This window comes from Pseudarthrobacter defluvii, from assembly GCF_030816725.1.
GTDB lineage: Bacteria > Actinomycetota > Actinomycetes > Actinomycetales > Micrococcaceae > Arthrobacter > Arthrobacter defluvii_A.
Map to the genome: position 1 here is coordinate 960,101 of NZ_JAUSYG010000001.1, position 19,356 is coordinate 979,456.

Annotated in this window: 21 protein-coding genes and 1 tRNA gene; 11 read left to right on the forward strand and 11 right to left on the reverse strand. The window is 66.4% G+C overall.

Features of this window, described 5'->3' with window-relative positions:
- Together QF031_RS04460 and QF031_RS04465 are read left to right on the forward strand one after the other, a co-directional pair.
- On the forward strand, positions 1–408 hold the full coding sequence (locus QF031_RS04460; RefSeq protein ID WP_307424637.1) for a DUF779 domain-containing protein: 408 nt from the start codon (positions 1–3) through the stop codon (positions 406–408).
- A 174-nt stretch (positions 409–582) separates the two neighbouring features.
- Positions 583–2,163 (forward strand): amino acid permease, encoded by a 1,581-nt coding sequence (locus QF031_RS04465; protein ID WP_307424641.1) that lies wholly within the window; start codon positions 583–585, stop codon positions 2,161–2,163.
- 69 nt (positions 2,164–2,232) lie between these two features.
- Here the strand turns inward: QF031_RS04465 and QF031_RS04470 are convergent, their stop codons facing one another.
- From QF031_RS04470 to QF031_RS04480, 3 genes are all read right to left on the reverse strand, one after another.
- Complete coding sequence (locus QF031_RS04470) at positions 2,233–2,868, reverse strand: DUF2461 domain-containing protein (RefSeq protein WP_307424644.1); 636 nt, start codon at positions 2,866–2,868, stop codon at positions 2,233–2,235.
- A 143-nt stretch (positions 2,869–3,011) separates the two neighbouring features.
- On the reverse strand, positions 3,012–4,508 hold the full coding sequence (locus tag QF031_RS04475; RefSeq protein ID WP_307424648.1) for a catalase: 1,497 nt from the start codon (positions 4,506–4,508) through the stop codon (positions 3,012–3,014).
- A 7-nt stretch (positions 4,509–4,515) separates the two neighbouring features.
- On the reverse strand, positions 4,516–5,001 hold the full coding sequence (locus QF031_RS04480; RefSeq protein ID WP_307424651.1) for a Fur family transcriptional regulator: 486 nt from the start codon (positions 4,999–5,001) through the stop codon (positions 4,516–4,518).
- Positions 5,002–5,082: 81 nt separating this feature from the next.
- Between QF031_RS04480 and QF031_RS04485 the strand changes: the two genes are divergently transcribed.
- Both QF031_RS04485 and htpX read left to right on the forward strand, forming a co-directional pair.
- Complete coding sequence (locus QF031_RS04485) at positions 5,083–6,354, forward strand: MFS transporter (RefSeq protein WP_307424653.1); 1,272 nt, start codon at positions 5,083–5,085, stop codon at positions 6,352–6,354.
- Positions 6,355–6,382: 28 nt separating this feature from the next.
- Positions 6,383–7,249, forward strand: coding sequence for a zinc metalloprotease HtpX (gene htpX, locus QF031_RS04490; RefSeq protein WP_307424657.1), 867 nt, complete (start codon positions 6,383–6,385; stop codon positions 7,247–7,249).
- Between the two features lie 145 nt (positions 7,250–7,394).
- On the opposite strand, the gene QF031_RS04495 is transcribed toward htpX, so the two are convergent.
- Positions 7,395–7,886, reverse strand: coding sequence for a YajQ family cyclic di-GMP-binding protein (locus QF031_RS04495; RefSeq protein WP_307424660.1), 492 nt, complete (start codon positions 7,884–7,886; stop codon positions 7,395–7,397).
- A 185-nt stretch (positions 7,887–8,071) separates the two neighbouring features.
- On the opposite strand from QF031_RS04495, the gene QF031_RS04500 reads away from it, so the two are divergent.
- From QF031_RS04500 to QF031_RS04510, 3 genes are all read left to right on the forward strand, one after another.
- The gene (locus QF031_RS04500) at positions 8,072–8,326 is read left to right on the forward strand and encodes a hypothetical protein (RefSeq protein WP_307424663.1); all 255 of its coding nucleotides are present in this window, start codon (positions 8,072–8,074) and stop codon (positions 8,324–8,326) included.
- A gap of 167 nt (positions 8,327–8,493) precedes the next feature.
- A tRNA-Tyr gene (locus QF031_RS04505) sits at positions 8,494–8,575 on the forward strand.
- Between the two features lie 188 nt (positions 8,576–8,763).
- Positions 8,764–9,189 (forward strand): CBS domain-containing protein, encoded by a 426-nt coding sequence (locus QF031_RS04510; RefSeq protein WP_307424666.1) that lies wholly within the window; start codon positions 8,764–8,766, stop codon positions 9,187–9,189.
- 83 nt (positions 9,190–9,272) lie between these two features.
- Here the strand turns inward: QF031_RS04510 and QF031_RS04515 are convergent, their stop codons facing one another.
- Together QF031_RS04515 and QF031_RS04520 are read right to left on the reverse strand one after the other, a co-directional pair.
- The gene (locus tag QF031_RS04515; RefSeq protein WP_307424669.1) at positions 9,273–10,277 is read right to left on the reverse strand and encodes a LysM peptidoglycan-binding domain-containing protein; all 1,005 of its coding nucleotides are present in this window, start codon (positions 10,275–10,277) and stop codon (positions 9,273–9,275) included.
- 338 nt (positions 10,278–10,615) lie between these two features.
- Positions 10,616–11,350 (reverse strand): potassium channel family protein, encoded by a 735-nt coding sequence (locus QF031_RS04520; RefSeq protein ID WP_307424671.1) that lies wholly within the window; start codon positions 11,348–11,350, stop codon positions 10,616–10,618.
- A gap of 71 nt (positions 11,351–11,421) precedes the next feature.
- Between QF031_RS04520 and QF031_RS04525 the strand changes: the two genes are divergently transcribed.
- On the forward strand, positions 11,422–11,976 hold the full coding sequence (locus QF031_RS04525) for an acyl-CoA thioesterase (protein ID WP_307424674.1): 555 nt from the start codon (positions 11,422–11,424) through the stop codon (positions 11,974–11,976).
- Between the two features lie 93 nt (positions 11,977–12,069).
- On the forward strand, positions 12,070–12,507 hold the full coding sequence (locus QF031_RS04530) for a thioredoxin family protein (protein ID WP_307424677.1): 438 nt from the start codon (positions 12,070–12,072) through the stop codon (positions 12,505–12,507).
- 66 nt (positions 12,508–12,573) lie between these two features.
- Here the strand turns inward: QF031_RS04530 and QF031_RS04535 are convergent, their stop codons facing one another.
- Complete coding sequence (locus QF031_RS04535; RefSeq protein WP_307424679.1) at positions 12,574–12,852, reverse strand: putative quinol monooxygenase; 279 nt, start codon at positions 12,850–12,852, stop codon at positions 12,574–12,576.
- Positions 12,853–12,955: 103 nt separating this feature from the next.
- On the opposite strand from QF031_RS04535, the gene QF031_RS04540 reads away from it, so the two are divergent.
- Positions 12,956–14,632 carry an AMP-binding protein gene (locus tag QF031_RS04540; RefSeq protein ID WP_307424682.1) on the forward strand — a complete coding sequence of 559 codons (1,677 nt, stop codon included), beginning with the start codon at positions 12,956–12,958 and terminating at the stop codon, positions 14,630–14,632.
- Here the strand turns inward: QF031_RS04540 and QF031_RS04545 are convergent.
- The 4 genes from QF031_RS04545 to QF031_RS04560 all read right to left on the reverse strand — a co-directional run bounded on the left by QF031_RS04545 (position 14,573) and on the right by QF031_RS04560 (position 18,790).
- Positions 14,573–15,328: a hypothetical protein gene (locus tag QF031_RS04545; RefSeq protein WP_307424685.1), complete on the reverse strand. Its 756-nt coding sequence runs from the start codon at positions 15,326–15,328 to the stop codon at positions 14,573–14,575. The two genes, QF031_RS04540 and QF031_RS04545, sit on opposite strands and share 60 nt — an antisense overlap.
- Before the next feature lie 224 nt (positions 15,329–15,552).
- On the reverse strand, positions 15,553–16,575 hold the full coding sequence (locus QF031_RS04550; RefSeq protein WP_307424688.1) for an aldose 1-epimerase family protein: 1,023 nt from the start codon (positions 16,573–16,575) through the stop codon (positions 15,553–15,555).
- Positions 16,572–17,645 carry a glucose 1-dehydrogenase gene (locus QF031_RS04555; protein WP_307424692.1) on the reverse strand — a complete coding sequence of 358 codons (1,074 nt, stop codon included), beginning with the start codon at positions 17,643–17,645 and terminating at the stop codon, positions 16,572–16,574. Before QF031_RS04555 ends, QF031_RS04550 begins: the two co-directional genes overlap by 4 nt.
- A 158-nt stretch (positions 17,646–17,803) precedes the next feature.
- Positions 17,804–18,790 (reverse strand): DNA-3-methyladenine glycosylase family protein, encoded by a 987-nt coding sequence (locus tag QF031_RS04560; RefSeq protein ID WP_307424695.1) that lies wholly within the window; start codon positions 18,788–18,790, stop codon positions 17,804–17,806.
- Positions 18,791–18,943: 153 nt separating this feature from the next.
- On the opposite strand from QF031_RS04560, the gene QF031_RS04565 reads away from it, so the two are divergent.
- Positions 18,944–19,348 (forward strand): VOC family protein, encoded by a 405-nt coding sequence (locus QF031_RS04565; RefSeq protein WP_307424698.1) that lies wholly within the window; start codon positions 18,944–18,946, stop codon positions 19,346–19,348.
- Positions 19,349–19,356: the final 8 nt, after the last annotated feature.

Sequence of the window (19,356 nt, forward strand, 5' to 3'; positions counted from 1 at the left end):
ATGGCTTCGACCAGGCTTGATGCCGCGGTGACGCTGCCCGGGGAAGATTTTTCCCGGGTGGCGCTCACGCCAGCCGCAGTGGACCTGCTGCGGATGCTGTGGGACCGGCACGGCCCGCTCATGTTCCACCAGTCGGGCGGATGCTGCGACGGGTCATCGCCCATGTGCTATCCGGCCGGGGACTTCATCACAGGGGAAGCGGACGTCCTGCTGGGATTGTTCGATCTCTCGGACGGCTTGAAGCCGCTGCCGCTGGAGTTCTGGATGTCCCGTGAGCAGTTCAACTACTGGAGCCACACGCACCTGACTGTCGACGTTGTGCCCGGCCGGGGGAGCGGCTTTTCCGTTGAAGCACCGGAGGGTAAACGCTTCCTAATCCGGTCAACGCTGATGGAATGGCCTTCCTAGGAAGTTCGATCCAGAGGCACTCGGGGCTCTCCGTTGGGAGGGCCCCGAGTGCTTTCGCAGAAGAATATTCGGCACGGTGGCTGTCTCACTATTCGGGACGATTGGGACCGTCCAGTGGATGGACACTATCGTTGATAGGTCTGTTTCCCTCACAAACCAGGATTGTGACCCCTTATGAATCTTCTGCGGACAAAATCCATCGAGCAGTCGATTGCCGACGCCGATGAGCCCGGACGCAAGCTTAAGCGTTCCCTCAGCACCTGGGACCTCATGATCATGGGCGTCGCCGTTGCTGTCGGCGCCGGCATCTTTTCGGTCGGCGCGAAGGCTGCCGCCAACTTCGCCGGTCCCGCCGTCACACTCTCCTTCGCGATCGCCGCCGTCACCTGCGCGCTGGCCATCATGTGCTACGCCGAGTTCGCCACTGCCATCCCCGTGGCCGGATCCGCCTACGTTTTCACCTACGCCACCATGGGCGAGCTCCTTGCCTGGATTATCGGCTGGAACCTGATCCTCGAACTGTTCACGGCCGCTGCGGTGATCGCCAAATACTGGGGCATCTACCTCAGCAAGGTGTTTGCCCTCACGGGCCTGGACATCCCGCCGGCCATCTCGCTGGGCGGCGTTGACCTCTACTGGGGCGCCTTCCTGATTGTGGCCATCTTCACCGTGCTGCTGGTGCTCGGCACCAAGCTCTCCGCCCGGGTAGGCAACATCTTCACCCTGATCAAGATCGCCGTCGTGCTGTTCGTGATCGTGGTGGGCTTCACCTACGTGAAGTTCGAGAACTACACCCCGTTCGTACCGGCAGCCGAGCCCACGGCCGCTACCGGTGCCGCCGATGTCCTGAAGCAGTCGTTCTTCGGCTTCCTGACCGGGGCTGCCCCCGCCCAGTACGGCACCATGGGCATCTTTGCCGGCGCGGCCCTGGTGTTCTTCGCCTTCATCGGCTTCGACGTGGTGGCCACCTCCGCCGAAGAAGTGAAGAACCCGCAGAAGACCCTGCCCCGCGGCATCTTTGGCGGCCTGGCCCTGGTGACCCTGCTGTACATCCTGGTCTCCCTGGCCCTGACCGGCATGGTGTCCTACACCCAGCTGGCCGAAGCCAAGAGCCCCACCCTCACCACGGCCTTCGAGGCCGTGGGCGACACGTCCGCCGCCAAGGTCATCGCCTTCGGTTCGCTGGTGGGCCTCACCACCGTGATCATGGTGCTCCTCATGGGCCTGTCCCGTGTGGTGCTGGCGATGAGCCGCGACGGCCTGCTGCCCAGGGCATTGTCCAAGACCAGTGACAAGCGTTCGACGCCGGTCCGCCTCCAGATCATCTGCGGCACCGCGGTTGCCCTGGTGGCCGGGCTCACCAACGTCGACCTGCTCGAGGAAATGATCAACATCGGCACCCTGTCCGCCTTCGTTGTGGTCAGCCTGGGGATCCTGGTGCTCCGCAAAAAGCGCCCGGACCTGAAGCCTGCCTTCCGTGTCCCGTTCGGAAAGGTCCTGCCGATCGTTTCTGCCGTACTCTGCCTGTACCTGATGACCAACCTGGCTGTGGAGACCTGGATCTTCTTCGCCTTCTGGCTGGTCATTGGCCTGGCCATCTACTTCGCCTACGGCCAGCGCCACTCGCGGCTCAACGAGCGCTTCGCCGAGGCCAACGCGTCGGTCAACGGGGCCGCGCCAGTCAACAGCGCCCGCGGCACCGCCCCGCGCACGGCCAGCGAGCCTGATGACGAGGACCAGTTCACCCGCGCCTGACACAGCTGGAATTGCCCCACCGGCAATGACGACCGCCCGTTGATCCTTGATCAGCGGGCGGTTCTGTGTTCAGGGCGCCGCGTGCCTGCCCACCCACTCAACCAGCGGACGCAGCTGCCGCCATCTGGCAGCGACCTCTTCGGCAGCCGCCTCCGTGGCGAGCCACCCGGGCCGGCCCAGGTCCGCTCCGGTATACAGGGTCTTGTACTTCAGGAGCTCCGCCCGCGGGTGGTCCCGGTCGAAGCCGCGGGGGACGGTCTTGAGTTTTTCCCCTTCGATGCGGAAGCCGGCCGCCGTGATCGACTCCACGATCTCCTGCAGGGCGACCCCGCTCCCCGAGGCATCGGCTGCCGCCCGGAACCTGGCCAGCTGCGCGGGTGTGTGGGAGCGGTAGCCGCCACCCACCAGCAGCCCGTCGGCGCTGACCTGGAGGTAGTACCCCACCCCTTCCTGCCGGGTGGCGAAGGCGCCCTGGGCGGTTTTGTAGGGTGACTTGTCCTGGGAGAAGCGGACGTCGCGGAAGGGCCGGAACAGCCGGGCCGGGCCGAACTCCGGCTCCAGCTCCGCCAGGAGCGCCGCCAGCGGTGCCTTGACCGCGGCCTCGTAGGTGTCCCTGTGCCCGAGCCACCAGTCGCGGTTGTTGTTGTCTTCCAGCTCCTCGTAGAAGCTGAATGCTTCCGGGGGAACGCCTGCAAATGTGTCCATGCCATGGAGCCTAGGACCGGCCCCGGCAGCGGGCCAGAGGGCGGCAGCCCTATGTGCATAAGGCGGCACGCCACAGAAAAGATCACCCCGCCACAAAAGTCTGTGGCGGGGTGGTCTGGCAGTTCAGCCGGCAGGATGCCTGTTTAGCCGATCTTGTTGGCGGACTCTGCATCCGAGGTGGGAGCCGACGGGGCAACCGCGGCGCCGAGGTTGGCGCGCAGCTTGGCGCCCAGTTCGGCGTCGACGTTGGTCCAGTACTGGATGGCACGTTCCTTGATGTCGGAGCGCTTCACGCCGCCCACGGCGCCGGTGATCGTCTCCAGGAAACGGGCCTTTTCACCTTCGTTGTAGACCTCGCGGTACAGCGCGCCGGCCTGGACGAAGTCGCCGTCCTCGGCATGGAGGGAGTGCGCGGCGAGGGTGAGCTCGCCGTCGTTCTCCCAGCCGCCGGCCGGGTTCTGCGGCTCAAGTGCAGCCGGGCCGCCAAAGGTGTTGGGGGCGTAGACCGGAACCGAGGGGGCGTTGAAGAGGAAACGTCCCTGGCCGTCCTGGCTGTAGTTGTTGACCTGGTTCTTGGGCTGGTTCACCGGGATCTGGGCGTGGTTGGTGCCCACGCGGTAGCGGTGCGCGTCCGCATAGGAGAAGATGCGGGCCTGCAGCATCTTGTCCGGGGAGGCGGCGATGCCGGGCACGAAGTTCGACGGCGCGAAGGTGGCCTGTTCGATCTGCGCGAAGTAGTTCTCCGGGTTCTTGTTCAGCTCCATGGTGCCCACCTTGATCAGCGGGTAGTCAGCGTGCGGCCAGACCTTGGTCAGGTCGAACGGGTTGAAGCGGTAGGTCTTGGCGTGCTCGTACGGCATGACCTGCACGTGCAGGTCCCAGGACGGGAAGTTGCCGGCTTCGATGTTCTCGGACAGGTCACGGATGTAGAAGTCCGCGTCTGAACCGGCAAGCTGTTCCGCCTGCTCGGAGCTCATGGAGTTCACGCCCTGGTTGGACTTGAAGTGGTACTTCACCCAGAAACGCTCACCGGCTTCGTTGATCCACTGGTAGGTGTGCGAGCCGTAGCCCTGCATCTCGCGCCAGGAGGCGGGCAGGCCGCGGTCACCCATCAGCCAGGTGACCTGGTGGGCGGATTCGGGGGACAGGGTCCAGAAGTCCCACTGCATGTCGGCGTCGCGCAGGTGGGTGCCCGGCAGGCGCTTCTGGGAGTGGATGAAGTCCGGGAACTTGATGCCGTCACGAATGAAGAAGACGGGGGTGTTGTTGCCCACGAGGTCGTAGTTGCCCTCGGTGGTGTAGAACTTCACGGCGAAACCGCGGGGGTCGCGCCAGGTGTCCGGGGAGCCGTTCTCGCCGGCCACGGAGGAGAAGCGGATCAGCATCTCGGTCTCGACGCCGGGCTGCAGGAACGCCGCCTTGGTGTACTTGGAGACGTCCTCGGTGGTCTTGAACGTGCCGAATGCACCGCCGCCCTTGGCGTGCACTACGCGCTCCGGAACCCGCTCACGGTTGAACTGGGCGAGCTTCTCAACGAGGTAGTGGTCAGTCAGGATGATGGCACCATCGGCACCAACTGACTTCGAGTGTGCGTCGGACGTAACCGGTGCACCTGACTGGGTTGTGGAAACGGCAGTCATTGTTCTCCTATTTCTCTTTTTCTTGCGAGGGACTGTGGGGAGGAAGCTGTTGTGCCTGCTGGCATTCCTGGCAGATGCCCTGGTACATGACGTCGGCGATCTGGATGGTCATGGGCTTGGCGTCCGGGTTCCAGTGCGGCGTGAGGCAGGGGGCGTGGCCGACGGCGCAGTCCACGTCTTCCACCCGTCCGCAGCTGATGCAGATGGCGTGGTGGTGGTTGTCGCCTACGCGCGTTTCATAAAGAGCGGGGGAGTGCGGGGGCTCGAAGCGGCGCAGCATGTGCAGGTCAGTCAGGTCACCGAGGACCACGTAAACGGACTGGGCCGTCAGTTCGGGCAGCTCGGTCCGGGCGGCGGCAAGGATGCTTTCGGCAGGGGAATGCGGGTGGCGTTCGACGGCGGCCAGCACGGCGAGCCGCTGCTTGGTCACCCTGCGGCCGTGGGCGCGCAGGGCCGCAGCCCATGCTTCCTGGCCGTCAAAGTGCTCCATCATGGCTCCATTGAAACACTTATTTTGATCAACTCACAATAAGGCGCGGCTAACCTTTCCATGTCACCCCATTACAGTTACCGGGTGGGGAAAATACTTGCCGATGTCACGCCGCTCAAGGAAAGCCCCGCATTCCGCAGGCTGTGGCTGGGATCCGCGGTGTCCGCCGTCGGCAGCCAACTCACCCTGGTGGCTGTCAGCCTTGAGGTGTACCGGCTGACCCAGGACAGCTTCTACGTGGGCCTGCTGGGCATCTTCGCGCTGGTTCCCCTGGTGATTGGCGGGCTGATGGGCGGTTCCATCGCCGACACGCACGACCGCCGCCGCATCGCCCTGCTCGCCTCCGCGGTGCTGTGGCTGACCACGGGCCTGATCGCGCTCCAGGCATGGGGGCACCTGGGCAACGTGTGGGTGCTGTACCTGCTGGTGGCACTGCAAAGCGGGGCCCAGGCCATCAACCAGCCGGCCCGCAGTGCCATCATCCCCATGCTCATCCGCAAGGAGCTCCTGCCGGCGGCCAATGCCCTGAGCATGCTGTCGATGGGCCTGGCCATGACCGCCGGGCCGCTGCTGGCTGGCGTCCTGGTTGCCTGGCTCGGGTTCGGCTGGACCTACACCATCGACTTCGCCAGCTTCGCCTTCGTCCTGTGGGCCGTGTATCGCCTCCCGCCGATGCCACCTACCGGAGGCGGTGGCAGGCCGGGGATCCGTTCCGTGATCGAGGGATTCCGGTTCCTGGGCACACGCCCCAACCTCCGCATGACCTTCATCATCGATCTGGTGGCCATGGTCCTCGCCCAGCCGCGGGCGCTGCTCCCGGCTGTCGCGGCGCTGATGATCGGCGGGGGAGAGGCGACTGTGGGCATCCTGCTGGCCTGCACCGCCGTCGGGGCTTTCCTGGCCGGCCTGTTCTCCGGCCCGCTGGGCAGCGTGCGCCGCCAGGGGACCGCCGTCGTGGTTTCCGTCATGGGCTGGGGTGCCTCCATCGGCGCGTTCGGCCTGGTGGTGCTGCTCGCGGGCCCGGCGCCGGACGGTGCGGTGACCGTGTGGCTGGTGCCCGCCGCCGTCTGCTGTGCGCTGGCCGGCATCGCCGACTCCATCAGCAGCGTCTTCCGGAACACCATCCTCCAGGCAGCGGCGCCGGACCATCTGCGCGGACGGCTGCAGGGCGTGTTCATCGTGGTGGTGGCCGGTGGCCCGCGGATCGGGGACCTGCTGGCCGGCGGCGCGACTAAGCTTCTGAATGAGGGTTGGGTCCTGCTGCTCGGCGGTGTGCTGTGCATTGCGGGGGCGTGGCTGGCGGCGAAGCTGCAGCCCGGCTTCCGGAAGTACGATGCGCGGAACCCGCTTCCCTAGCAAGCCGTTCCTTAATCAAGGAGGAAACGTGCACAAACATCACAACGGCCTGAAGACCGCGGCACTGTTCGGGGTGCTGTGGGCGGTGCTGCTGGGCCTTGGCGGTCTCATCGGGGTGGGGACGCGCAGTTCCGCGCCCATCTGGATCATGGCCCTGATCGGCGTCGGCACCACGTTCTACGGCTACTGGAACAGCGACAAAATCGCCATCCGGTCCATGCAGGCCTTTCCGGTGACCGAAGCCCAGGCGCCGCAGCTGTACCAGATCGTCCGCGAGCTCTCCATGCGCGCCAACCAGCCGATGCCGCGGATCTATGTCTCGCCCACCATGAACCCCAACGCCTTCGCCACCGGCCGCAACCCGCAAAACGCCGCGGTCTGCTGCACCGAGGGCATCCTGCAGCTGCTGGACGCCCGCGAACTCCGCGGCGTCCTGGGCCACGAGCTCATGCACGTCTACAACCGCGACATCCTCACCTCGTCCGTCGCGGCCGCCGTCGCCGGCGTCATTACCTCGGTGGGGCAGATGCTGCTGTTCTTCGGCGGGGGCGACCGGCGCAACGCCAACCCGTTTGCCATGATCGCCATGGCGCTGCTGGCTCCCTTTGCGGCGTCGCTGATCCAGATGGCCATCTCGCGGACCAGGGAGTACGACGCCGACGAGGACGGTTCGCAGCTCACCGGCGATCCGCTGGCACTCGCCTCAGCCCTGGGCAAGATTGAGCGTGGCGTCAGCATTGCGCCGCTGCCGCAGGACCAGCGGCTGGTCAACGCCTCGCACCTGATGATCGCCAACCCGTTCCGCGGCGGCGCGATGAACAAGCTCTTCGCCACCCACCCGCCCATGCGGGACCGGATCGCCCGGCTGGAGCGGATGGCGGGCCGGCAGCCATAGCCGGGAACCCGCCGTCGGACGCGTCCTGACGACGCTCAACGGCACTTTCGCGACGCAAAAAGGCCGGCGCACCCGGAAAGTGGGGTGCGCCAGCCTTTATGCGGAGCGTGTAACTTCCTGCGCGTCGAAAACGACGGCGGGAAGGCTAGCTGCGGAAGTTCACGAACTGCAGGTCGGCTTCCTCGAAGTCCTTGAGCAGGGCCATGGTTGCCTGCAGGTCGTCGCGGGACTTGGAGGATACGCGGAGCTCGTCGCCCTGGATCTGGGACTTGACCGATTTGGGGCCTTCATCGCGGATCAGCTTGTTGATCTTCTTTGCCAGGTCCTGGGCGATGCCTTCCTTGATGGAGGCTTCCAGGCGGTACTCCTTGCCGGAAGCGTAAGGTTCGCCCTCGTCCAGGGACTTCAGCGAGATGCCGCGCTTGATCAGCTTGGACTGGAAGACATCCAGGACAGCCTTGACCCGTTCCTCCGAGTTGGCCTTCATGAGGATCTTCTCGCCACTGAAGTCGATCTCGGCGCCAACGCCCTTGAAGTCATAGCGCTGGGCAATTTCCTTCTGGGACTGGTGGAGTGCGTTGGCCACTTCCTGCTTGTCCACCTTGCTTACGACGTCGAACGTTGACTCGCCTGCCATGACTCTCCTTTTGCTGATGGGAGCCCTGTGCGGGGACAGGGCCTGGATTCCTGCGTTCCAGCCTAGTACGGATGCTGCGGCTGGTGGGGTGCGCATTTCACAGTTCCCTCTCAGCGGACGCACCGGGGGAACGAAGGAGGGGTGGCCAGAGTTGGACCAGATGTACAGCAGTTGAAGGGAACATCATGCACCGCAGGGCCGCCCGTTACGTCACCCGCACCACCACAGCAGCAGCCGGGGCGGTGGCCACAGCCGCAACTTCAGTGGCGGCGGCAGCGGTGGCGGCTTCCATCGTCCTGAGCCCGGTGGCGGAAGCCTCCTCCCGGATGGACGGGGTGCGTGCAGACCTCCAGCGCGCGGTGCAGCTTAACCAGATCACCGAGGAGCAGGCGCTCAGCTTCGAAGCCAAGCTGGCGGGGCGCATCCTGGGCCAGGCATAAGTCCCCAGTTTTTGGCGTAACTTCGGGGCTTTTGCGGCGGGGTAGGGCCCGATTCGATTCTTCGCCGGAAGTTCTGTAAAGTTGTCTTGCCCGCGGTTACTGAAGCGGAACGGACCGGAAACGGACCCTTCCGAACACTGCATCGGCGGGTACTTCTTTTGAAGTTCGGCAGATTACCCGAGCGGCCAAAGGGGGCTGACTGTAAATCAGCTGGCAACGCCTACGGGGGTTCGAATCCCTCATCTGCCACCCAAGGAAAGCCTCCGGAACCATCAGGTTCCGGAGGCTTTTTCGTTGCCCCAAGACCCGTGCCAGCGGGCCCGGAACGGACCTCCATCCGCCGTCGACACCGTGGTGGGCCGGGCGTAGTCTGGCAGCATCGGCGCATGTGCTCCGATGCCCTGCGTCGATAATCCACATCGATGAAGGAGGATTCAATGAGTGCCGTACGCGAATTCATGACCACTGATGCGCGATGTGTCGGGGAAACTGAGTCCCTTCTGGACGCGGCCCGGATGATGCGGGACCTCGACTGCGGAGCTCTTCCCATTTGCGGCGACGACGGCAAGCTGAAGGGCATGGTCACCGACCGCGACATTGTGCTCAAGTGCGTCGCCGCCGGCCGCGACCCGGGACAGATGATGGCCCGCGACCTTGCCGCCGGCAAGCCGTACTGCGTTGATGCTGATGCCAATGTTGATGCAGCCATCGACATGATGGAGCAGCACCAGGTCCGCCGGCTCCCGGTGATCTCCGACCACAAACTGGTAGGGATCATCAGCCAGGGCGACATTGCGCGGAACTACTCCGAGCAGCGCGTGGGCGAACTGGTGGAACACATTTCAGAGCGCCACGGCGTGTAGCGCGTCATGGCCTTGTCCGCGGATCCGGCCCACGAAGGCCAGGACCCGCGGACAAGCTTAGGAAGTCTTGCGGGGGAATAAGTTCAGTTCAGTGCGATCAGGAGCATGGTGCTGGTCCCCGGGATGCAGGTCTGCAGGATGGCCCGGGGGAAGCCGCCGAAGGCAGCGATGACGTCATTGGTGGTTCCCGGGTTGGGAACCGTGCCGCGCCCCGTCACCGTGTAGGTGCCGTAGCCCGGAATGCTCACCGTCTCGCCCACGCCGATTCCGGAGAACCGCGCCCACCCGCCGCAGAAATCGTGCTCGGTGATGAAGAGCGAGTAGCCGTCGTTCGGGGTGTAGTGGATGGGCCCGATGCAGGCGTCCACCATTGACTGGCCGCCGGAGCCGGCAACGTAGATGGTGCGGACGGCAGGAGCCGCCGGTACAACCGGGGGAGCCGGAGCGGGTGCCTGCGCAGCAACCGGTGCCGCGGCGGGGGCAGTGGCGGGAACCGGAACAGGTGCAGGTACGGCAACCGCGATGGGCGGTCCCGTCAACAGGAGCGTCTCGCCCGGGTAGATGACGCTGTAGGCGCTGAGCCCGTTGGCGGCGAGCATGGCATCCATGTCCACGCCGTGGGCGGCCGCGATCGCTCCCACGGTGTCTCCCGGGACCACCGTGTACAGGTTGGAGTCGCCAGCAGGTTCAGGGGCGGGTGCCGCCTCAGGTTCCGGGGCCGGAGCGGGAGCAGGTTCCACTGGCGGGGCTGGGGGCGCCTCTGTCGCGGGAGCTTCCGGCTGTGCCGCGACTGCGGGCACTGCTGCGGCACCGGGCCCGGCCGCGTCACCCGGTTCGGCTGCGGCGCTGGGCGACGGCGGAGGGGCTGACTCCGCAACCTGGGCCGCCGCAGACGCACCTCCATCAACGGAAGCTGGCGGTGCGGCCAGGGCGCCCACACCTACGGCGGCCACGACTGCCGCCGTGGCCATGCCGGCCCACAACTTGTTGCTGATGCCCGGATGGCCGGCACTGAGTTCCGTGCGCGGTTCGTCGGTGGCGAAGCTTCTGCTGGTGCCGTCGGGGGAGGGGAGGAATGGCTTGTTCATGGGTTGCCCATCAGATGTCGGTCCTGTCCGGGCCATGCGGGTGCAGGTCCGGACTGGACGGATCGAGATGTCATTGCGCCGCCGGCCCCGGCGAACGCCGGAACCACTGGCGGTACAGGTTGGAGGCATCCGCACACCCAGAAAATGCGGAGCTCCGCGTGACAGCAGGAGCTCCCGGAAGCCATCCGGGGGACCTGCCAGTGCGTGTTGGTCCTAGGAATCCTGAGTCTAGGAATTACGCCAGGGCCGGGCACCAGTAGGAATTACCCGTCTTTTCCGGGCCGGTACTCGCCCGCCCGGGACCTGCTACTCAACCGCGCGAGGTCCGGTACTTGCCATTACAGCGGCCGGTGTTCCCGCAGTTCCGCGATCTCCCGCCGCAGCAAGGCGATCTCCGCCACCAGTTCCGCAACCTCAACCCGGACCGGTTCCTCCACGGCCTCTGCCACCGATTCCGCGGTGTCCTCAACCCTTTGGACCAGCCAGGACGCGATGGAGGCCGTGACCACGCCCAGTACGGCGATGCCGCTCATCATCAGCGCCGTTGCCACCAGGCGGCCGATGGGTGTCACCGGATACATGTCCCCGTAGCCCACGGTGGTGATGGTGGCGGTGGCCCACCACAGGGCGTCGCCGAACGTGGTGATCTTGGCATCGGGCGCCCACTGCTCCACGTCCAGCACCGCCAGCGCCCCGACGAAGACCAGCAGCGCCGCGGACGCCGCAACATACGTGACCACCCGGCCGCGCAGCGTTTCGCCCACGGTGCGGTGCAGCACGGAGAGCAACGTCACCAGGCGCAGCAGGCGCAGGGGCCGGAAGAACGGCAGCGCCACAATCACCAGCTCGTGCAGGTTCCGGACGAACCACTGCCGGCGGTCCTCCGCCAGCCACAGGTTCGCCGCGTAGTCCAGGACGAAGATGCACCACGTCACCCACATGACGGACTCAAGCCAGTCAGCCCCGCTGCCCTCAATGCGGCCGATGACCTGCCAGGCGTACGCGGCCAGGAACAGGAGCGCGGTGGCCATCAGGGGCCACTCCGCCAGGGCCCGGTAGCGTTGCTGCGTCATGCAGGAAATCCTACGGCGGATGGCGCGGCGCCAGCAGGCGGCGGCATGTTACTGACGGGTAGCATTGACGCATGCACCTGCTCCTGAGAACCCTCCTCATGCTGTTCCGTTCGTCCCGGCGCCCGCCGCTCACGGTGTGGGAGGCATCGTCCCTGCCGCTGCGGGTCCTGCCCACGGACATCGACATCGCCATGCACGTCAACAACGGCATGTACCTGTCCCTCATGGACCTGGGCCGGTTCGACCTCATGGTCCGCAGCGGCGTCTGGCAGCGGATGCGCCGCCGCGGCTGGAGCCCGGTGGTGTCCGCGGAGACCATTTCCTTCCGCAAGTCACTGAAGCTGTGGCAGGAATACACCATCGAGAGCCGCATCATCGGGCTGGACGCCAAGGCGATCTTCTTTGAGCAGCGCATGGTGTCCGGCGGCGAGATTTACGCGCGTGCCTACATCGCCACCCGGCTGGTCACCAAGGCAGGCCCGGTGAGCCAGGAGGACATCCTCGCGGAGTTCGGCGCCGCACCCGCGGACCTCGTGCTCCCCGAGTGGATCCACGAATGGCGCGCCTCCAGCGCCCTCCCCGGCAGCCGCACGCCTGCCCCGCACCTCTGGGACGCCCGCGCTTAAAGCCCGGAGCCGGCGTCGGACTCCCTGTTATTCCCAATGACGCGGGGAGCGAACAGGCGCGACAGGGAGGAACCGGGCGCGTACCGTGGACACATGGCTACCCTTGACATCACAGGTGAACAGTTCGCATCTACGATCGAAGGCAACGACATTGTCCTGGTCGATTTCTGGGCAGAATGGTGCGGCCCCTGCAAGCAGTTCGGCCCCACCTACTCAACCGTTTCCGAGAAGCACCCCGACGTCCTCTTCACCAAGGTGGACACCGAAGCGGAGCAGCAGCTCGCCGCGGAAGCAGGCATCACCTCCATCCCCACGCTGATGGCCTTCCGCGAAAAGGTCCTGGTGTTCTCACAGCCCGGTGCCCTGAACGCGCAGCAGCTGGAACAGGTAGTGGACGCCGTGAAGGCGCTGGACATGGACGAGGTCCACGCCCACGTCGCCAAGCAGCGTGAGGAAGCAGCAGCCGCGGCCGGCAAACCCGCCGGATCACAGGGCGGCACCCAGGACGGCACGCAGATCCCCGACTTCTAAGACTCGTTAAAACAAAATGCGGGACCTCCGGTGGGAGGTCCCGCATTCTTGCTTTAACCGGCTGCGTCAGACGCGCTCCACCTTGACGGGTTCGGCCAGCAGCGCGCTCAGCGATTCGTTCAGGTCCTGCACGGCGGTGCCCTTGGAGTGCCTGTCCAGGTCTTCCTCGGAGGCCCACTGCTCGGTTAGGACCAGCTTTTGCTCGGTGGCTTCGGTCAGCTCGTACTGGATGCAGCCTGGCTCCTTCACCACCTCATCGATCGCGATTTCCAGGGCCAGCTTGACGCGGTGGAACTCGCCGTCGTTGGGGATGAACGTTGCTATCAGGTCAATGGGTGCACTCATGGATTTCACAATACCGGGCGCCGCCCGGCCCTTCGGTCCTGTTGCGCCCGTTTCCCTGCCTGTCGTCCTTCTCCTGCCGTGATCCTGTTGGTAGCGTGCCACCATGCGTGCTTACACAGCCGGGGACACTGACGTCCCGCTCCTGGAGGAAACCATCGGCGCCAACTTTGAGCGCGTCGCCGCGCAGTTTCCCCTCCATGACGCCTTGATCGAAGCTGCGCCCGTGCCCGGCGGTGATGCGCGCCGCTGGAGCTACACCAAGATGAACGACGACGTCGACCGGCTGGCACGCGCGCTCCTAGCCTTGGGTGTCGCCAAGGGGGAGAGGGTGGGCATCTGGAGCCCCAACTGCGCCGAGTGGACGCTGCTGCAGTACGCCACCGCGAAGGTGGGTGCCATCCTGGTGAACGTCAACCCGGCGTACCGCAGCCACGAACTCGAGTTCGTGGTCAAGCAGAACGGCATGCGCATGCTGGTCACGGCGCCGTCGGACAACACCAGCGACTACGTGGCCATGGCCCGGCAGGCCCTCCTCACCTGCCCGGACCTGCGGGAACTCGTCTTCCTCCCGGATCACGGCCTGGACGCCCTGAAGGCCGGCAGCCCGCAAAGCGACGCGGAACTCACGTACGGTGAGCTGCTCACCCGGGCGGACGCCGTGGGCCATTCTGTCCTGTTGGCCCGCATGGGGGAGCTTTCCCCGCACGACCCCATCAACCTGCAGTACACCTCCGGCACCACGGGGTTCCCCAAGGGCGCGACCCTGACGCACCACAACATTTTGAACAACGGCTACGCCATCGGCGAGCTGCTGGGCTACACGGAACGGGACCGGGTGGTCATTCCCGTGCCGTTCTACCACTGCTTCGGGATGGTGATCGGCAACCTGAACGCCCTCAGCCACGGCGCGGCCACGATCATCCCGGGGCGCGGGTTCTCGCCCTCCGCGGCGCTCGAGGCCGTCCAGGACTTTGAGGGGACGTCGCTGTACGGCGTGCCCACCATGTTCATCGCCGAGCTGGCCCTGCCCGATTTTGGAACTTACGACCTTTCGACGCTCCGCACGGGCGTGATGGCAGGGTCGCTGTGCCCCATCGAGGTGATGAACCGGGTGATCGCGGAGATGAACATGGTGGACGTGGCCATTTGCTACGGCATGACCGAGACGTCACCGGTGTCCACGATGACCCGCAAGGGGGACACGCTGCAGCAGCGTACGGAGACGGTGGGCCGGACCATGCCGCAGCTGGAAAGCAGGATCGTGGACCCTGCCACCGGGGAGGAACTGGAACGCGGGCAGATCGGCGAACTGTGCACCCGCGGCTACGCCGTGATGGCGGGGTACTGGAACCAGCCGGATAAGACGGCCGAGGCGATCGACGCTGACGGCTGGATGCATACCGGCGACCTGGCCCGCATGGACCAGGACGGCTACGTGGTGGTGGAAGGCCGGATCAAGGACATGGTGATCCGGGGCGGCGAGAACATCTACCCGCGCGAGATCGAGGAATTCCTGTACACCCACCCGGACATCCAGGACGTACAGGTGATCGGTGTCCCGGATCCCCGGTACGGCGAGGAACTGATGGCCTGCATCATCCTCAAACCGGGGGCCGGACCGCTGGACGCCGGCTCCCTTGCGGAGTTCTGCCGCGGAAAGCTGGCGCACTACAAGATCCCGCGCTACGTGGAGGTCCGGGAAAGTTTCCCCATGACGGTGTCAGGGAAGATCCGGAAGGTCCAGATGCGCGAGGAAGCGGTCGCCCGGCTGGGCCTTTAGGCGCCCGCCCTGCTGGACCTGCACGGGCACGGCGGGCTGGGCCTTCAGGCGCACGGTGCGGCGGCCGCCGGCGCCGGCCCGGATGGCCACAACGGCGGCAACTGCAACCGCTGCCAGTGCCGCCAGGGCCAGGACGGCGCCGCTTTCCCACCGCGGCAGGGAAAGGGTGCGGGTGCTTCCGCCGGTGGCCTCGGTGCCCGGAATGTTCCATTCGTCCTCGGAGGGGAAAATCCCGGCGGGAAGTTTCTCCTGCTGCAGCTCCCGGTGGGCGGCGAGCCGCTCCCGGACCTCCTGCTTCGGGGCCGGCACGATCGTGTCCGCGATGACCGCCGCGGGAAGGTTCACGATGTAGGGCTCGCCGTAGAACGCTGAGGACGCCACCGACTCCAGCCAGGTGCCGGGGGGCGTCTCGACGCCGCGCCGGGCAAAGGCCGCGCGCAGCATCTCCTGGATTTCGCTGAGGCTCCGGCCATCAGCGTCCCGGGTGACCTCGAAGATGGCCAGCTGGAGCCGCACCTTCTCGTCCGCCATGGGGTCCGCGACGGACGGGTCATCGGCAATGGCGTCCTGGGTGATGGCGTCCCGGTCGAGTACCTCCTGGGCGGTGGAATCCTGGGCCGTGATTTCAGCGGCAGTGGGGCCCACATGCAGAGGCCCTGCGGCAGCCGGGTCCGCGTTGCGTTCGTTGATGCTCATGGAGCCCTCCAGTCAGTTGTGCCCACCCCGGGGCGGGTCGGGCGGCGGATATGCTTCAGCGGGCCCGGCGCGGGTCCGCACGCGCAGTCCGCAGGCTCAAACCGGTACACCGGGTCCACCTGCTGACCGTACCCATCCTCCCTTCGCCTCAAGCGCCGCGTGGCCAAACAGGTTCCCAACGCGGGTGTGGTCGTGGAGCCGTTCCATGCGGGAAAGGCAGGGCATCAGAGCTGCGGGTTGGGGTTGATGCCCCAGAGTGCGGTGTGGGACTCTCCGGGTTGGAGGGTGATCAGTCCTTCGCCGGAGTTGAAGGCGTCAGGTGCGCAGGTCATGGGCTCCACGCCCAGTCCGGTGCGGCGCCGGCCAGGCTGCGGCAGGGTGTCGCCGGTGAAGATTTCCAGGTACGGGTATGCCTCGTCAACCCAGAGCTCCACCCCGGCAGAGCGGTCGGGCCGAACCAGTTTCACGCGTGCCCTCCCGTCGGCGTCCCGCACCAGGTCCGTGTAGGCGACGTCGATGTGGCGGCCGCCCAGCTGCTGAAGCTCCTTCAAGTCATACCTGGTGCCGTCCACCCGCTCGTGTCCCGTGGGGATGCCCCGCTCATCGACCGGCAGGAAGGTGCGGCCGGGCACCTGCACCAGGCCGCCGTCGATCGCTCCGCCGCCCAGGGCCTGGCCACCGTCCTTGCCGTCCGGATCCAGGCCCCGTCCATGCGCTCCCGCCAGCCCAAGGCTGAGGTAGGGATGCGCCCCCGTGCCGTAGGGGCAGGGCTCCGGGCTTCGGTTAACGGCCGTGGTGCGTACGCTTAATCCGTCCGGGCCAAGCTGGTAATCCAGCCGGCAGTCAAGCACCCAGGGCCAGCCCTGGCAGGCGTGCAGGGTGTAGGTGAAGGAGATGGCGTCCGCGGCTTGGTGCAGGACAGTCCAGTTCCGCCAGCGGGTCAGCCCGTGGATTGCACCGCCCTTGTCCGGCTCGCTCAGGTCGAGCTGGAGGGGCGCGCCCTCCCACTGGTAGCTGCCGCCCTTGATCCGGTTGGGCCACGGAATCAGCGACTGCCCCCGCGCGCCCGTGCACATGTCCTCAGGACCGTACCCGTCCAGCAGGTTCCGGCCGTCCTGGCGGTATTCGCGCAGGGCTGCGCCCACTTCAGTGAGGGCGGCGCTCTGGCGGCCGAAGACGATTTCGTATTGCCGCCCCGAGGGCAGGTTTGCCGCGTCGCCTCCCTGGGTTTCGCCGCGGGGGCTCATTGCCGTTCGTTCCCGTCGTCAGTTCCTGCCTTGACGTCCAGGACCACCTTGACGTCGTCGGGCTGGTGTTTGAATGCGTCCGCGAAGCTTTCCAACGGAAGCCGGCGGCTGATGAGGCGGCGGAGCCAGTCCTGGTCCGCGGCGGCCAACGCCTGCGCGCCGGCGTCGTAGTGGCGGCGGTTCGCGTTGACGCTGCCGAACACTACGCCGTTCATGAGCACCTCCTCGCGGTTGAGTGCGCCCACATCCACCTTTGTCTGTTTCCCGGTTCCGGAAACCCCGGTCAGGCAGGTGACGGCGTCCTGGGCCCGGCACTTGAGGGCATCCAGGACCACCGGCGTGACCCCGGTGCATTCAACCAGGACGTTGGGCTTGATGCCTGACTCCGGCAGGGGTTCGCTGTGGTAGGTGGCACCCAGGTCATGGACAAGCTGCGGTTTGGGGCCGTCCGTGACGATGTCGAAAACGTGCACGTCCAGCCCTTGCTGGACTCCCAGCAGCGCTGCGAGCAAGCCAACGGGTCCGGCGCCGGTCACGACGGCGGTGTGGGGGTCAAAAAATGCCCGCTGCCCGATCCGGTTGATCTGCTCCCACGCCTTGGCCACGATGGTGGTGGGCTCCAGCAGGACACCCACGTCCTCCAGGCCGGAGTCCAGTTTCACCATCGCCTCGGCGTCCGCCCGCCAGCGTTCCCGCGCAAAACCGTGCAGGCCTTTGATCCCGTGCTCCGTGTAGTTCCCGTTGAGGCACATGTCCCATTCCCCGGCGGCACAGGCTTTGCACGGTTCAGGGTCCGGCCTGCGGACTATGCCCACCACCAGGTCACCGGCGGCCAGGCCGGAACCGGAGGGAGCATCCAGCACCCTGCCCAGGTTTTCGTGGCCAAGCACCAGATAGTCCTGGCCCGGGGGTGCTTCCCCATACTCTGCAGCGATGATTTCGCCGTCGGTTCCGCAGAGGCCCACGGCCAGCGCCTCCACGAGCACCCCGCCCTCGCCGGACTCCGGCTCAGGAACATCCCGCAGTTTGAGTGAATTTTGTTCCCCGGGAGTAACTGTCAATGCCCGCATCGTCTCTCCTCAAGCAGAAGGCCAGTACTGCCAGTCTCACCTATTATTTGCGCTTGCGCAACGGTTTTGTAGGCGGGCCGGGACTCCTGGGAGGCTGCTGTGACGTTGCCGGGAGATAGCGGCGCCCAGGACGATGGCAGGCCGGGATGCCCCGCAGCTCAATGCCCGCGGTGGTCCTGGATGGTCATCCTGGGGCCGAAGGTGGGCTTGCGGAACCCGGTGCTTTGGATCATCCGGACCACGCGCTGCCGGTGCCCGCGCCAGGGTTCCAGCAGCCGGAGCATCCCGGCGTCGTCCGTCCGGCGCCCGGTCAGCGCCGCGCCCACGTAGGCCGCCAGGTGATAGTCGCCCACCGAAATCGAGTCCGGGCAGCCATGGGTGCGCTGCACCACCTCGGCAGCCGTCCAGACACCGATGCCGGGGATCACCTGCATCTTCTCCGCCGCCTGGACGGCCGGCAGGGTTGCAAGGCGTTCAAGCGCGACGGCGGAGCGCAACGCCCGCATGACCGTGGCCGAGCGCTGGGGTCCCACGCCTGCCTTGTGCCACTCCCAGCTGGGAATCTGCAGCCACTGCGGTGCCGTGGGCGGCACCACCAGGCCGGCCGGAGTGGAGGTTCCGGCCGCGGGGGCGGGCGTTCCATAGCGGTGCACCAGGTAGCGGTAGGCCCGCCGCGCCTCGATCACCGTCACCTTCTGTTCCAGGATGATCGGCACCAGTTGGTCCACCATGCGGCCGCTGGACGGCAGCCGCACTGCCAGGCTGCGCCGCCGTGCTTCCCGGACCATGCGGGGCAGCGTGGCATGGAAGGAGGGGTCGTCGAAACCCCGCCAGTCGTCGTCGGCGCCCAACAGCCGCGGCGCTGCCTGCACGGCGGCCGAGGCGCCGGGGCCCCAGGCCTGGACATCCACGAGCGGCCCGCCTGCTGCGCCCCCGCATGCGGGGGCGAGGCGCATGGTCGCTGGACCGTCCGGCGTCGTAAAGGCGTTCCAAATGACGTCCCCCTGGACGCTGAAGGATGGATCGCTGTTGCCGCGCAGCAACGGGGCCAGGGTGCGGGAAAGACTGTAGGGGGACTCCGGATACCACCGCAGGGAGACGTCCGCGGCGGCTGCCAGCCGGGGTGGTGCCTCTGCGATGGTCATGCCTTCCATCGTCCCACGGACCACTGACAGCGGCGGGACCATCGGCCCTTCTGCCGCTTCCCGGCCCCGGATTAGGATCACCGCGTGTGGCAGACCGGGAGCCTGCACCAGGCGGCCGTTCAGCCGCGAACCACAGGAACACGGAGGGCAACCATGGGCGGAGTAGTGCATTTCGAGATCCCCGCGGACAATCAGAAGCGGGCCAGGAAGTTCTACCAGGAGGCGTTGGGCTGGCGGATAGAACCGGTGCCCGGGATGGACTACAGCATGGTCATCACCACCGAAATGGACGACGACGGCCAGCCGGCAGCCGCAGGTGCCATCAATGGGGGAATGATGGCCAGAGAAGGGCAGATCACCACCCCGGTCATCACTGTTGATGTGCGGGACATCAACGCAACGCTCAAGAGCGTCGAGGAGCTCGGCGGCACGGTGGTCATGCCCAAGAACGAGATTCCCGGAATGGGCTACACGGCGTACTTCAAGGATCCCGAGGGCAACATCCTGGGCCTGTGGGAGAACCTTCCTGCTGCGGAAGGTCAGGGTGCGGGCAGCTGATTCCAGGC